Source organism: Acinetobacter sp. F16 (assembly GCF_052712855.1).
The window spans coordinates 52,560-66,607 of sequence record NZ_JBRATK010000001.1 but is presented as its reverse complement, the minus strand read 5'-3'; the positions used below and the strand labels follow the sequence as shown (position 1 = coordinate 66,607).

The window sequence follows — 14,048 nt, the reverse complement described above, 5'->3', positions numbered from 1 at the left end:
AAATCAGCGCAAAAAACTATCTCTATTATTCAAATAAAAATTATAAAAAGACAGTTACTAAATTTTGCTTTATCCGTAACAGTTTCGCAAGTCTTCTTGAGCCTGCGTTATTGTCAAATATGTTTTAAAATTATGCGATTCTTGCAAAGATCTTAACCAGGTATATTGACGTTTTGCAAGTTGTCGTGTCGCAAACAAAGACTTATCCTCCATTTCTTGCCTTTTTTCGTTACTTTGATCACTTTTTTGCAGGAATTCTAAAGTTTGACGATAACCGACGGAACGCATGGAAGGTAAATTATCATTTAAATCGTATTTTTCAATCAGATCTTCTACTTCATGTAAAAATCCGATATCCCACATAGTTTTAAGCCGCTGTTCAATACGTTTATGTAATTCTACACGATCAGGCAATAAAGCATGATTATGAAAAGTGTAACGATATGGTACATTTTTGGGTTGCTCGGCTTGTAGTTTTGTAATCCGCTGCCCGGTTAGCTTAAATACTTCTAATGCACGGATAATTCGTTGTTTATCACTGATCTTGAATTTCTGTCCTGCCAAGGCATCTACCGCGCATAATTCTGCATATACCGCGTCCCAGCCTTGTTGTTCTGCTTGCGCTTCAATTTCAGCCCGAACAGCATGATCAGCACTGGGTAAATTGCTCGACAACCCTTCCAGTAAAGCCTTGAAATAAAGCATGGTTCCACCTACCAAAATAGGTGTTTTACCACGTGCATGCATATCATCAATCAGCACACAGGCATCTTCCACAAACTGCGCAGCTGAATACACTTCTAAAGGCGTAATAATATCAATCAGATGATGCGGATAGCGCGCCTGCTCCTCTTTCGTTGGTTTTGCCGTACCAATGTCCATATCTTTATAAACCAGCGCAGAATCGACGGAGATGAGCTCAAAATGACCTTGCTCATAAAGTTCACATGCCAAAGCGGTTTTACCACTTGCAGTTGGTCCCATTAAATTGATGACCGGCAATTGATTTGACATGTACAACTACTCTCCTCGAGCAAAAAGTTTATCTAATTGTGAAAGTGGAAATGCACGCCAAGTTGGACGTCCATGATTACACTGGCTGGCAAATTCGGTTTGTTCCATTTGGCGCAGCAAAGCATTCATTTCAGAAAGGCTTAAGATACGATGTGCACGCACTGCGCCATGGCACGCCATTCCCGCTAAAATTTGGTCACGCTTTTGCAGCAAGCCTTGAGCTTCATCACTTGGGTCTAAATCATTCAGCAATTCAGGCACCAAGGATTCAAAATCTGCCTTATGCAAAATGGCAGGCACCCCGCGTACAATCACTTGTTCATCGCCATATTGATCAATTTCCAGACCTAAACGTGCAAGCTGATCTTTTAGCTCATCGACCCGCATGGCTTGCATACGGCTGATACTGATAACTTTAGGAATAAGCAGCTGTTGTGATGTCCAAAATTCTGGCTTATCCCACGCCGCTTTCATTTGCTGCAATACAATTCGCTCATGCGCGGCATGCATATCCACAATAATTAAACCTTCAGTGTTCTGCGCCAGAATGTAAATGCCATGCAATTGTGCAATTGCAATCCCGAGTGGATGCTCATCCACATGAGTTGCAGGAGTTTGTTCAAATTGATTCAGCTCTGTATGTGCAGCCGATGAGGTTGATTCACGTAAGGGCGCTAAATAGCTTTGCAAGGCATTATTCAGTTGCTGTGATCCCGCATAACGACTTTGCGAAGGCTGTGACGAATATTGAACGGTTTGCGGGCTAGAAGCATTAAAATCAGTTAACAATTCAGTAGATGATTCAACCGCCATAACGGGCTGTTTATTTTCAACAGCACGATGCAGTTGAAACTGTTCCTGATAACGCGGAAGCTGCACTTGAGGATTCTGAGCAGCCTCCTCTTGCGTTTTCATGGCCTGCGCCAAGTCAGCACTTGCCGTTTGGAACTGAGATAGCGTTTCTTTGGCAAAATGACGCACAAATTCATGTACTTCACGTTGATTTAAAAAACGAATTTCATGTTTGGTGGGATGCACATTAACATCGACATTTTCAGGATCCACTTCTAAAAAAAGCAGATAGGCAGCATGTTGATGACCATGCAGAATTCCATCGTAAGCCATACGCAAGGCATGGGAAATGGTTTTATCTTTGACGATCCGCCCGTTCACGTAGACATACTGCAAGTCTGCTTGTGAACGTGCATCTGATGGATGACCGAGCCAGCCAGACAAACGCATGTTGATGCTATCGGCATCAATCCAGTAGGCATTTTCAGTAAATTGGCGACCCAATAACTGCTGAACACGTTGGAAACGCAGCTCGCCACTATCTGCAATCGGCAAGTTCAAACGAACATTATTGTTATGCTCTAAAACAAAACGAATATCAAAATGGGTGAGTGCCAGACGACGGACAATTTCTTCAATATGACCAAATTCAGTGCCCTGCTTTTTTAAGAACTTGCGACGTGCAGGCACATTAAAAAACAGGTCCTGAATCCGAATATGGGTGCCTTTTTGAGTCGCTACCGCCTGAATTTCCTGATGATCAAAAGCCGTGCCATTCACTTCAACCTGATAACCAATACCCTCATCATTCTGGCTGCTGGTCAGGGTTAAACGGGAAACGGCGGCAATAGAGGCCAGTGCTTCACCGCGAAAACCCAAACTGACAATGGCCTGTAAATCATCAGCCGTTTGAATTTTACTGGTGGCATGACGCATGACCGCCAGCGCTAAATCGTCTGGATGAACCCCATGACCATTGTCAATGATTTCAATTAAGGTGCTGCCACCTTGTTCAACGCGAATAATAAGTTCAGTCGCACCCGCATCAATTGAATTTTCTAATAATTCTTTCACTACCGATGCTGGGCGTTCAATCACCTCACCTGCCGCAATCTGGTTTGCCAGTGCAGGATTAAGGGTATGAATACGACGTTCGCTTAAATGATCACGCATTGTTCAATTGACTCTCTAATGCTTGTTTTAATGCTGCCGATGAAAAACTTAAACTTGCTGTACGCGTCAGCTCATCTTCAGACTTTTCAATATTAATAATCAGGTCCGCTTGTGGAATTTCATCACCACCTTTTGAGGGCCATTCAAATAAAAATAGTGCATTCGGTGTTTCCAGATAATCGCGAATACCCATCAGTTCAAGTTCATAAGGGTCATTTAAGCGGTATAAATCGAAATGAAAGATATCTTTACCTTGAATATTATACGGTTCAACCAAAGTATAAGTCGGGCTTTTTACTGCGCCCTGATGTCCTAAACTTTGCAAGAAATAGCGTGTCAGTGTAGTTTTCCCTGCACCTAAATCACCAATTAAATAAACCACGCCCGTGCTAAAATGCTGCGCCAAAACCTGTGCTAAATTTTGGGTATCGTCTTCATTGTTCAGGGCTAAATTAAATGAATACTGCATATTACTCACGACATGATTCCAAAGACCAAATATGATAGCATCGCACCGCTTTATTGCCCATGCTCGCACTTGCAAATGTGTAACTTTTCCTACATTTCCTGGTAAATATCATTCATTTTGATGACCGACAGATTCATCCAAGACAAATCACATGACCAACACTGAATTTATTCCACCCATGCTAGATGGCGTAAGCGCAAGCAAAGTATTTCTTCCTAAAATGAAGCCTGCACCAATAACTGTTTATCAATATTTATGTCAGCAGTTTGCACATATTGAACCCGCTGAATGGCAGCAGCGTTTTACTGACGGATTAATTTATGATGCTTTAGGTCAGGTATTAAGCTTAAGCTCTGAATATATCGAAAATAGCCACGTGTTTTACTACCGTTTTCTAGCACATGAAATACATGTTCCCTTTGAACATGAAATTTTATTTGAAAATGAACACTTACTGGTAATCGATAAACCGCATTTTTTAACCATCAGCCCAACCGGACAATATGTTCAAGAAACACTGTTAGTGCGTTTAAAAAAACAAACCGGTAATGAGTTTTTAACCCCGATTCATCGTCTCGACCGTGAAACGGCAGGAGTAGTTTTATTTTCTAAACAGCCCGCTACCCGAGCAATCTATCAAGAAATGTTTACACAGCGACAGGTGAATAAAACCTATCATGCCATTGCCCCATTTCATGCAGATTTAACATTTCCTTGTCATACTCTTTATCGGATGGAAAAAGGACAACCCTTTTATACGATGCAAGTCGTTGAAGGGCAAATAAATAGTCAAACGGAAATTGATTTAATTGAACATGATTCTGTTTGGGGGAAATACCAACTTAAACCGATCACGGGTAAGCAACATCAATTGCGTGTCCATTTGAACAGTTTAGGCATTGCCATTAAAAATGATCCTTTTTATCCAGTGGTGCAGCATAAAAGGGAAGATGACTTTTCTGCACCACTACAGCTTTTAGCAAAGCATATTTGCTTTAACGATCCTATCACTTTTCAGGATATGCAATTTTTATCCAACTTTGAGTTGACATTGTAATAAGCTTGTCATTACAAATTATTTTCGTAAATATAGTGTATGAATATTGAAATTACATTAGATTTGATTAAAATAAATGCTGAAAAGTTAAGTAATTAGATGTATTCAAAAAATCATGAGAAAAACAGAAGTTTATCAAATAAGACTTGACTCCCAAGAAAAGAAACATGCTTTTGCAGTGTTTAAACAATTGGGGATTACGCCAGCACAAGCGGTTCGACTGTTCTTTAAACAAGTCGTGCTAACCAAATCCATCCCCTTTTCTATTGAAAATCAAAGTATTAATCTTGAACAACTGTATAAGATCCGTAAATTAAAGCAACAGCAAACCGTTTTAAATGGTGAAGCGGAACAATCACTTGATGTGGATGAAGAATTTATTTTAGATGATGACCATTTAGACCTGTTTGAAGAGCTGAATGCCATTTTGGGTGAAAGTGACAAAACTTAACAGTGTCGCATTTACAAACAAAATTTAAAAAACCGAATATAAAAAATTAGTTATGCTTCATGCAAAGATAATAAAAGCATGGAGTATAGAATGATCGTAAGACGCGCAACTCTAGAAGATTTACATCCACTTGCAGTTTTATTCGATGAATATCGCCAATTTTATGGTGCTTCTTCCAACTTAAATTTATCCTATCAATTCTTAAAACAGCGCTTTGAAAATCAAGAAAGCGTGATTTTTATTCATATCAAAGACAATGTTTTTACAGGTTTCGTTTTACTTTATTTAGGATTTTCTTCGGTTGCTTGTTCCACCTATTATATTTTAGATGATGTTTACGTCACACCAATCTATCGACGTCAGGGTTCAGCAAAACAACTGATTGATACTGCCATTTTATTTGCACGTCATGAAAATGCACTACGCATTAGCCTGGAAACTCAAAAAACCAATTATCAATCCCATAAACTGTATGAGCACATGGGCTTTGTGAAAGACAATGAATTCCAGACCTATCATTGTTTCCTTAAATAACCATACGCGTCTTGGCGAGTTCAACTTGTTGTTCATCTAAATAAATCCACTTCCCCTGTTCCAATTCAGGAAGTGTTAAAGTCCCAATTTGCTGACGATGTAATCGTTCAACTTTATTTCCCACAGCAGCTAACATCCGCTTCACCTGATGGTAAACACCTTGATGAATGGTCAGCTGCAATTCATTTTCTGCAAGTTGAACCACATCTGTTGCCGCAAAAATACCTGATTCATTATGTAATTCTACGCCCTGCTGCAATTGCTGAATCTGTTGCTCTGTCACAGGATCGGCCGTTTGCATTCGATAGACTTTAGCCACGTGTTTTTTTGGATGGGTTAAGGCTTGCAGAAACTGACCATCATCGGTGAGTAATAAAAGTCCGCTAGTGTCCTGATCTAAACGACCCACACACTGCAAACCACGGTTCATCAACACATCATCAAAAAGATCAAACACACTAAAATGGTGTGTGGCCTGATGTGAACATTCATAATCCTGCGGCTTGTTTAAAGCGATGTAGACCTTTTCACGATATTCAAAATGTTCGCCATACACGGAAAAACTTAAATTATTTAAATCCAGTTTATGTTTTGCATTGGTGATGACTTCACCTTGGATGGCAATCGCTCCATTTTTAATGAGCTGCTGGCAATGTTTACGCGAACCGAAACCTTGCGATTGCAACATCTTTTCCAAGAACATAAACCTTACCTTTTAGCTATCATCAAAGCCGCATTCTATACTGAAATGCAGACTAATTTTATTGTTCAACGCCTCTTTACAGTAAATCTAAGGGTAAAACCCGATACAATGGATCTTATTTATCTTATCTCCCAGAAAGTAATGTCCAATTTAGATTTAAATCTGATCGTTCTCTTGGTTTTATTGGCTTGCGGCATCTTTAGTCATAACAGTGCAGTCACCATTGCTGCCGGTGTTTTAATTGTCTTTCGCATTACCCCGCTGAGTGAATTTTTCCCTTATTTGCAGCAACACGGTTTAAATATCGGCATCATTATTTTAACCATTGGCGTGCTCACTCCTATTGCCAGCGGAAAAATTCCGGGAGAGGCGATTTTAAAATCCTTTATGAGCTGGAAATCACTACTGGCCATTGCAATTGGTGTTTTAGTTGCATGGCTGGGTGGACGTGGGGTTAAGCTGATGAGCAACCAGCCCGATGTAGTTGCAGGTTTATTGATTGGTACGGTTGCAGGTGTTGCGGTATTGCGCGGTGTTCCTGTCGGCCCTTTAATTGCTGCAGGGATACTGACTCTGTTTATTGGTCATTCATAAAATTAAGCTTGTCGATTGACTCATATTAAGATTCAGTCTTTGTAACTTTTCTATTTCCCCATTTAAAAAGACAAACAACAGATGAGTTAATCATCCAGCTCATCTGTTCTATTGATCGTCTCAATTTTTAAATGAATGATCGATTCTTTTTATGCAGAATAATACTGATTACGCTTTTGCGAGAATTTAGCCAATTGTTTTAAGAAACCTTCAAAATAACTTTTCTCTTTCTCTTCAGTTCGATAACCCGCATACAAGGTACGGCGCAAGCCTGTGGAAGACACACAATCTAAACGGCGTGAAGTCACCCAGCCCTTTTGCTCATATTCATTCACCACCCAATCTGGAAGTGCCGCAATACCTCGACCACTCGCCACCAACTGAATCAGCATCTGAGTTAAATCTGTGGTGCGTATGTGCTTCGGTTGGATATTTGCAGGAATAAACAGTTTCGCCATGATATCTAAACGGTGCTTATCGACCGGATAGGTAATTAGGGTTTCATCTGCCAATTCTTGCACGGTAATACATTCTGCACGTACCAATGGATGGGTATTGGATAAAACCAGACGTGATTCATATTCAAAAATCGGGAAATATTCGATGCCTTTTAATGCAATCGGATCTGCGGTAATCAGCATGTCAAATTCTGCATTTTGCAAAAGTTCATGCGGATTGGATTCAAAACCTGAAGCAAAATCCAGGTCTACATCTGGATATAAATGGCGATATTGGTTGAGCAAAGGCATCAACCAGTCAAAACAGCTATGACATTCAGATGAAAAAATAATACGTCCGGTCTGACCATGTACGATACGGGTAATGTCAGTTTGGGTAATCTGAATTTGTGGCAATACATCATCAGCCAATTTGAGTAAGCGCTGCCCCACATTGGAAAAAGTCACCGGGCGACTACGGCGATTCACCACCTCTACCCCATACCAATGGTCCAGTTCTTTCAGCTGATGAGAAATTGCTGATGGCGTTAAACACAAATCATTGGCAGCAGCCACCAATGAACCATGCTCACGCAAAGCCGTTAAAGTTTTTAAATGACGAATTTCTAACATGGGAAGGAGGATCCACAAAATGAAACTTTGTCCGAGTGAACGATATGTAACTTTGCTATATGCCCAGGAATCTTATAGAAATAATTCTACTTAAAGATAAACACTCAGATAAATTTTCAAAAAAATAAAAATGAATAAAATTCAATATACCATAAAATTAATTAGTCTATTTCATGTTTTATTTTATTTCATAATGTTTTTAACGAAAAAAATCCTCGCAGGAAAACGTCATGAATTACTTCTCATATTCTAGGCTATTCAATATTCGGGCAAAACGTGAACTTAAATTTGCCGAACCATATTGGAAAGGTGAATCGACTCAAGTTAAATTTTTGGCAAAAGCACAAGCTGTTGATACAAGCAGTTGGCAAGCGAAATTAATGCAGGGCTTTCATTTATGACGACGAATGACTGTGTATTTTTTTGACAATATTTTGACGCATGCGGTACGTTTAGACAGGATTCCACCTCAATTCACTTGGGATAAAACAAATCAGCGATCAAGAAAAGCGATAATATTGCCCAGTACCCAAATCATAAAAACTCAAGGTAGAACCAGAAATCGTAATCTCGAAATAACTTGAATTTCCATAATGATAACCTTCGTATTTTTTTACACCTTTCTTTTTTAAACTAATAAATTCACTGTGACCATAATCATATAAATTGAACTCCCGACCGGTATTTCGTCCCTCAAAAATTACTGATCGCTGATAATCATAAAGTTTAGCTTCATGTTGATTCACATTGCCGCTTATTTGAGGATATAAATTTTCGTTATAATCAAAAATATTGGATTTATTATCGCCAAATTCTAGCTTGGCCACCACTAAAGCAAGAGCCGCTCTCTGATACTGTTTCATAAAATTTTCCTTTTATTTTTTTAATTGTTTTGAGCTATAGAAAAAAATCATCCTGTTTTTTCTATTTAAAACTTATTCAAATTGTTGTTATTCAGAAACAACATAACAAATTCTTTTTTCAAATTAAAGCATTACTTTTTATACTGCCTCAAATTCAACTTTAATTAATCTTGTTCACTAAATAATCTTATTCACTTTCCCCCTCACTTAAAAAACCTAAACCTGGTTAAAACTTTGGTCTTAGCTTTGCAGAAATTAAAACTCCACGAACCATGAAGTTTTCAATATTATCTATCTCAAAAATATCAGTAATAAATTAAACAACTGTATTTCAACATGCTAAAAATAATAAAACTAAACACATCTGTTTAATATGAATATTTTGACTATGGTTCGATCAAAGATAAATATTGTATTTACCTGTCCCTTTATATTTAAGCTCAAGTCATTAATACATGCAGATTTGAGAAAAAATAATGCCCATAAAACTGATATGTGTCTCGCACACCCCATTACTGGATTTTGCGTCTCCTCCCGCAGAGATTGAAGCAGCTGCACGCGCAACATTTCAGAAACTGGCGGAACAGGTTAAAGCTTATGACCCCACGCTCATTGTGGTCTTTGGTCCAGACCATTTTAATGGCTTCTTTTACGACCTGATGCCAAGTTTCTGTGTCGGTGTACGTGCAACGGCTGCAGGTGACTGGAACTACGGACCTGCACCATTAAACGTCCCAGAAGATAAAGCCTTAGCTTTGATTGAACACTGTTTAGAGCACGATATTGATGTTTCCTATTCATATCGTATGCAAGCCGATCATGGCTTTACCCAGCCGCTGGATTTACTTTGTGAAGCTCAGTTGGATCGTTATCCGGTGATCCCCGTATTTATCAATGGCGCTGCCGCACCCATGCCACGAACCAAACGGGTGATTGAACTAGGTAAAGTGATTGGCGAATATCTTAAAAGCTTAGATGAACGCATTTTAATTATTGGATCGGGCGGTTTATCGCATGATCCACCGACCCCTCAAATTGGCACCACAGCACCCGAAATTCAGGAATTCTTAATTGCGGGGCGTAACCCGACAGCAGAATCACGTGAGCATCGTCAATCCAAAATCATTGCGGTTGGACAACGCTTGGCGAGTGGCGACATGTCAGCCGCGCTCCCGCTGAACCCGGAATGGGATAAAGACTTATTGCAGCGCTTTAAAAATGCGGACTTTGATTACCTCGCCAAGATGAGTAATGACGAAATTCGCCGTGATGGTGGACGTGGCGGTCAGGAAATCCGAGCCTGGATTGCAGCATTCGCAGCACTTTCTGCAAGTGGTGAATATGATTCAGAAGTGCATTATTATGAACCGATTCAGGAATGGATTGCAGGTATGGGTATGATGACCGCTGAACCCAAATCACAAACATTTAACAAATTATAAAAGTCATATCTGCAAAAATTCAAATAAAAAGGACATCAAATGATGTCCTTTTTTGGTCAATGCATGCGAACTTATTCAACAAAAAGTAAAGCCAGACGCACTTGATCATAACCCATACGCGGTGTAGTCGCTTCCACGATTGGGCGCAGTTTAATCACGCCATCTTCACTAAAATGTTCCGGACTTTGACGCTTCATTAAGCGTTTATAAATTTTCCGCACCTGTTCAACCACTTCTTCGCCCGGATGTGCCACAGAAATATCCAGACCCTGTTCTTTATGCAATTTGGCGAGATGATTAATAATGGTTGCCGGCGTTAATCCGCGCTCAACCGCAATATCCTGAATTTCATAGCCTTCAACAAAAAGCTCGCGCGTTTCATCCAGTGTAGCGGTGGCATAATTGGTTTTACCGCCGCTTTTGGCAATTTTCTTTTCATTGCGCTGAATTTCAGTTTCATTCAAGGTCCCGCCGCAATGACGTATAAAGGCTTTATGTTGCGGCGCTAAATCAATCGATTCAAAATGATTTTCCGCTTCACTGGATAATTCCTGAAAACGCCGATCGGCTTTAATCGCCAGATTATCCAGTTCTAAAGCCTGCTCATTAATGCCAAGCAGTTTTAAACCACTTAAGGCTTTTAACCGTGATATTGCGACATAGCCCTGACCTTTCTCAAAAGTATGCGCCAGATTAATTTCAGCCGCTTCGAGGGTCATGCCCTGAGACTTGTGAATGGTAATCGCCCAGGCCAGACGCAGTGGAATTTGCTGAAAACTGGCAATGGTTTTACCGGCATCGTTATCCACCGACCAAGTTTCGGGCGGGACAATCAGTACCGTGCCATCAGTGAGCTTCACTTTTGGTAAAATGCCATGATCATCATCTTCTTCAAAGCCAATCACCTCGCCTAAACTGCCGTTGATATAGCCCATATCAAAGTTGTTTTTTACAAACATGACTTTGGCATTTTTCTTTAAGGTGAGATTTTCAGGCGCACGCACTGACGACTTTAAAGTTTCAATCAATTTGTCATTACCATCACATACCGCTTCGAACTGTCGCTCATCCGCTTCAATGGCATTCAGATGCTTAAAGTTAATCGCATCCACATCCATATTATGGGTATATAAACGGGTAAAGGTTTCACCAATCTCTTGCTGTCGGGTTTGCTCTAAAGCCTGTAAATGTTCCGCAGTAATGCTTTGACTACGAATCGCATTTAAGATGTCATTTAAATAATCGTTGCCTTGACGATGCTGCTCAGTCAAATAACAAACGCGGAATTTCGCCTCGACCCATGCATCGGACATAAAGCAGAATTTATCGCGGTTGCGTTCGTCATTCTTACCGACTGGCGGTAACTGGAAGAAGTCACCTGCAACAATCACCTGGATGCCGCCAAAGGCTTCATCACTTTCTTTGAAATATTTAAGCACCTGATTGACCAGATTCAGCTGCTTGGCATGCAACATGGAGATTTCATCAATAATCAACACCTGGGCATTTTCCAAATGCTCTTTTAGGTATTTGCGCTCTTTCATGTTTTTCAGGTCGGCATCGGATAAAAAATCCTTGATGCCAATGCCTGCCCAGGTATGAATGGTCATGCCATTCATATGGGTTGCCGCAATACCGGTCGATGCAGTAATCGCCACCGGTACTTTACGGGCTTTTAAATAGTTGATGTACTGATTGAGCGTATAGGTTTTCCCTGCACCAGCCGAACCTGTTAAAAAGACATTTTCGCCCGCTTTTAAAAGCTTGAGTGCAGTTTCTTGTTTCATAAGACCTATAACCGTAAATTAACGGCTATAGCCTACCGATTTTTTCCCTAAAAGTTAAGCACAGAAAAAAGTTTAACGACAGCAACTGTCACTTAAACTCGATTAACTGTAAATTTAACCAGGAGATAAACTGTAAAGCGATTTTTACAAAAAGATATTCAGCTTTTTGATTATGCGGATATTCCAGCTGGTCATAGAGCAACTGCCCATCTCGCAGATTACAGCCTAGAGTCATATGATGTGTACCTGATTGTGAAGCCATATGAAAAGCCACATATTCCCCTTCCATAATACGCTGTGCATAACTGACTGCTAGGCAATGATGGCATCTTTTAGATTCTTCGATAATTCGGTCTAAATCTGCCAGTTCTTCAAAGCTCCAGCCTGCAAACTGAGTCTTTTTCTCAACCATGAGCGGTTGCCACACAGCTTCAGCATAATTTTTCTTTAACTGGGCAATAATTTCCTGTTTCTGGATTTGATCATGCCAGTGAATGGCTTGATGAAACAGACCCATCCACGTCATACTTTTCAGAATCGTTTTATTGTCGCTAAAATAATCGACCAAATAATCTCGTACATAGGAATCAAAAACTGACACTCTGGTATGCCGACCACGTAAATAAAAGATTTGCCTAAACGCATCCAGCTGCATTTTATAGCGCTGTAATACAGGATAAAAATCACGGTTCTGATGGGCGTCCGGACGGAGATAAAACATCAGATCTTCAGGTAATGCCTGGGTTATTTTTTGTAGATGCAACATATACGCCTGCATCACCCGACTTAAACGCAAATAGATCTTCTTGACGGTTTGCTCATTGCCTTTGGCGACACTGCGCATCAGTTCCATCCATTCATCCAAGTACAAAATAGAAGGACTAATCGCGATCCGATGATCATCCAGGGCTTGTCGCTGCCCTTTTAACACCACACTCTGATTATTTTCATGTTTAAACCATTCTTCCTGCATCGCAAAATAGTGACAACTATGAATAAACATGCGTGCTGAAGAATGCTGAAAATACTGCAAGGTGGCTAAAATGACTTGCGGGTGAACCTGACTGGTATCTAGAAAACTTAAAGCCGTCACGGCGACCCTGACACTGCTGTGCTGAATATGACGACTTAGCCAATCCAGCACATCACCAGATTGTTTAAACAGCCAGTTCACTGTACGTGGATAATCAAATAATGGCAGTTTGGCGACTTTTTTCTGCCAGACTGTAGAGCTGGCGTGAAGAAAATTATGCTTTGACAATAAATCATCACGTTGCCAAAGTTCGCGTCGCATTAAACGGACAAAACCTAATAATTGTGCTTTTTCTTGTGCATGACGATATAGCAGCTGAATATCATCTTGATGTTCAATTAACTCATTTAAATTAAAACGCTCTTCAAATGACAGTGCCATAATGCGATACATGGCAGCAGGTAAAAACTGCGAGGCGCTAAAACAAAATTCATCCAGACATTCCATCAATGGCTGTAGCGCTAAAAACTCATCCCCACAGACCACCTGAATCGAGCAAATCTGTTGCAGCATTTGCACAAGAGTCTCAGGTACAGCTGTTTTATTTAGCACATAATCAGTCAAAACTTTTGAATGATAAATCCCTGCATTCATCATTAGTTGATCAATAATTTCAGCTTCATCTACGCGCAGATATTTTAAATAAGTACTGATCCGTTCAGCGCCATTAACCCATACATAAATCTGCTCGAGTAATAACTGTCGTAATTGTTGGGCTTTTTGACGCAGAAAAAGAGAATGTTGCGGCTTTAAATCACCGGTTAAAAAATACAGGTCATGTAATATGAATTCTTCTAATGCTTCTGCTTTTTGCCCCGAATAAGTAAAATCACACTGCAAAATGCTTTTTAGATGGGATTCTGGTGCATGAAATTGAAGTTGAAACAAGCCATTGGCGACGTGTACTGCATGCCGCTCTTGATCAATACGAAACATGTTTTGCGCATTCAGATCAAAAGCAATATTGAGCTGATCTTGAAAAATCTCATTTAGACTTTTAGAAATTCTGAGTAACTGTTTCGCAACCAATTGATACTGCGGTACTAAACGCCCCTGTTCCATACTC

At 40.1% G+C, this 14,048-nt stretch carries 14 protein-coding genes; 6 read left to right on the top strand and 8 right to left on the bottom strand.

Translation table 11 applies throughout. The annotated features are described in order from the left end of the window. Nucleotides 1-69: 69 nt before the first annotated feature. The 3 genes from miaA to tsaE are packed head-to-tail and all read right to left on the bottom strand — an operon-like array spanning nucleotide 70 to nucleotide 3,448. Nucleotides 70-1,014 (bottom strand): tRNA (adenosine(37)-N6)-dimethylallyltransferase MiaA, encoded by a 945-nt coding sequence (miaA, locus tag ACU0NF_RS00320; RefSeq protein ID WP_445659752.1) that lies wholly within the window; start codon nucleotides 1,012-1,014, stop codon nucleotides 70-72. A gap of 6 nt (nucleotides 1,015-1,020) precedes the next feature. Further along, on the bottom strand, nucleotides 1,021-2,979 hold the full coding sequence (mutL, locus tag ACU0NF_RS00315; RefSeq protein ID WP_445659751.1) for a DNA mismatch repair endonuclease MutL: 1,959 nt from the start codon (nucleotides 2,977-2,979) through the stop codon (nucleotides 1,021-1,023). Then, the gene (gene tsaE / locus ACU0NF_RS00310) at nucleotides 2,972-3,448 is read right to left on the bottom strand and encodes a tRNA (adenosine(37)-N6)-threonylcarbamoyltransferase complex ATPase subunit type 1 TsaE (RefSeq protein WP_131267467.1); all 477 of its coding nucleotides are present in this window, start codon (nucleotides 3,446-3,448) and stop codon (nucleotides 2,972-2,974) included. Before tsaE ends, mutL begins: the two co-directional genes overlap by 8 nt. Before the next feature lie 151 nt (nucleotides 3,449-3,599). Between tsaE and ACU0NF_RS00305 the strand changes: the two genes are divergently transcribed. The 3 genes from ACU0NF_RS00305 to ACU0NF_RS00295 all read left to right on the top strand — a co-directional run bounded on the left by ACU0NF_RS00305 (nucleotide 3,600) and on the right by ACU0NF_RS00295 (nucleotide 5,490). Further along, nucleotides 3,600-4,505, top strand: coding sequence for a pseudouridine synthase (locus ACU0NF_RS00305; protein WP_445659750.1), 906 nt, complete (start codon nucleotides 3,600-3,602; stop codon nucleotides 4,503-4,505). Nucleotides 4,506-4,620: 115 nt separating this feature from the next. Further along, a complete protein-coding gene (locus ACU0NF_RS00300; RefSeq protein ID WP_445659749.1) occupies nucleotides 4,621-4,956 on the top strand; it encodes a type II toxin-antitoxin system RelB/DinJ family antitoxin in 336 nt (111 codons plus the stop codon). A 90-nt stretch (nucleotides 4,957-5,046) separates the two neighbouring features. Beyond that, a complete protein-coding gene (locus ACU0NF_RS00295) occupies nucleotides 5,047-5,490 on the top strand; it encodes a GNAT family N-acetyltransferase (RefSeq protein WP_445659748.1) in 444 nt (147 codons plus the stop codon). On the opposite strand, the gene ACU0NF_RS00290 is transcribed toward ACU0NF_RS00295, so the two are convergent. Then, nucleotides 5,483-6,193, bottom strand: a complete 711-nt coding sequence (locus ACU0NF_RS00290; RefSeq protein WP_445659747.1) for a pseudouridine synthase — start codon at nucleotides 6,191-6,193, stop codon at nucleotides 5,483-5,485. The two genes, ACU0NF_RS00295 and ACU0NF_RS00290, sit on opposite strands and share 8 nt — an antisense overlap. A gap of 141 nt (nucleotides 6,194-6,334) precedes the next feature. Between ACU0NF_RS00290 and ACU0NF_RS00285 the strand changes: the two genes are divergently transcribed. After that, nucleotides 6,335-6,787 (top strand): DUF441 domain-containing protein, encoded by a 453-nt coding sequence (locus tag ACU0NF_RS00285; RefSeq protein ID WP_131319082.1) that lies wholly within the window; start codon nucleotides 6,335-6,337, stop codon nucleotides 6,785-6,787. A gap of 149 nt (nucleotides 6,788-6,936) precedes the next feature. Here ACU0NF_RS00285 and ACU0NF_RS00280 read toward each other — a convergent pair whose 3' ends face one another. Then, complete coding sequence (locus ACU0NF_RS00280) at nucleotides 6,937-7,857, bottom strand: LysR family transcriptional regulator (RefSeq protein ID WP_445659746.1); 921 nt, start codon at nucleotides 7,855-7,857, stop codon at nucleotides 6,937-6,939. Between the two features lie 230 nt (nucleotides 7,858-8,087). Here ACU0NF_RS00280 and ACU0NF_RS00275 point away from each other — a divergent pair, with 230 nt between their 5' ends. Next, a complete protein-coding gene (locus ACU0NF_RS00275; protein ID WP_445659745.1) occupies nucleotides 8,088-8,258 on the top strand; it encodes a hypothetical protein in 171 nt (56 codons plus the stop codon). 99 nt (nucleotides 8,259-8,357) lie between these two features. Here the strand turns inward: ACU0NF_RS00275 and ACU0NF_RS00270 are convergent, their stop codons facing one another. Next, entirely contained in the window at nucleotides 8,358-8,720 is a 363-nt protein-coding gene (locus ACU0NF_RS00270) for a hypothetical protein (RefSeq protein WP_445659744.1), read from the bottom strand. Between the two features lie 476 nt (nucleotides 8,721-9,196). Between ACU0NF_RS00270 and ACU0NF_RS00265 the strand changes: the two genes are divergently transcribed. Beyond that, nucleotides 9,197-10,162, top strand: coding sequence for a 3-carboxyethylcatechol 2,3-dioxygenase (locus ACU0NF_RS00265; RefSeq protein ID WP_445659743.1), 966 nt, complete (start codon nucleotides 9,197-9,199; stop codon nucleotides 10,160-10,162). 71 nt (nucleotides 10,163-10,233) lie between these two features. Here the strand turns inward: ACU0NF_RS00265 and ACU0NF_RS00260 are convergent, their stop codons facing one another. Both ACU0NF_RS00260 and ACU0NF_RS00255 read right to left on the bottom strand, forming a co-directional pair. Beyond that, nucleotides 10,234-11,949: an AAA family ATPase gene (locus ACU0NF_RS00260; RefSeq protein ID WP_445659742.1), complete on the bottom strand. Its 1,716-nt coding sequence runs from the start codon at nucleotides 11,947-11,949 to the stop codon at nucleotides 10,234-10,236. A gap of 88 nt (nucleotides 11,950-12,037) precedes the next feature. Beyond that, nucleotides 12,038-14,044: a hypothetical protein gene (locus tag ACU0NF_RS00255; RefSeq protein WP_445659741.1), complete on the bottom strand. Its 2,007-nt coding sequence runs from the start codon at nucleotides 14,042-14,044 to the stop codon at nucleotides 12,038-12,040. Between the last annotated feature and the right edge of the window lie 4 nt (nucleotides 14,045-14,048).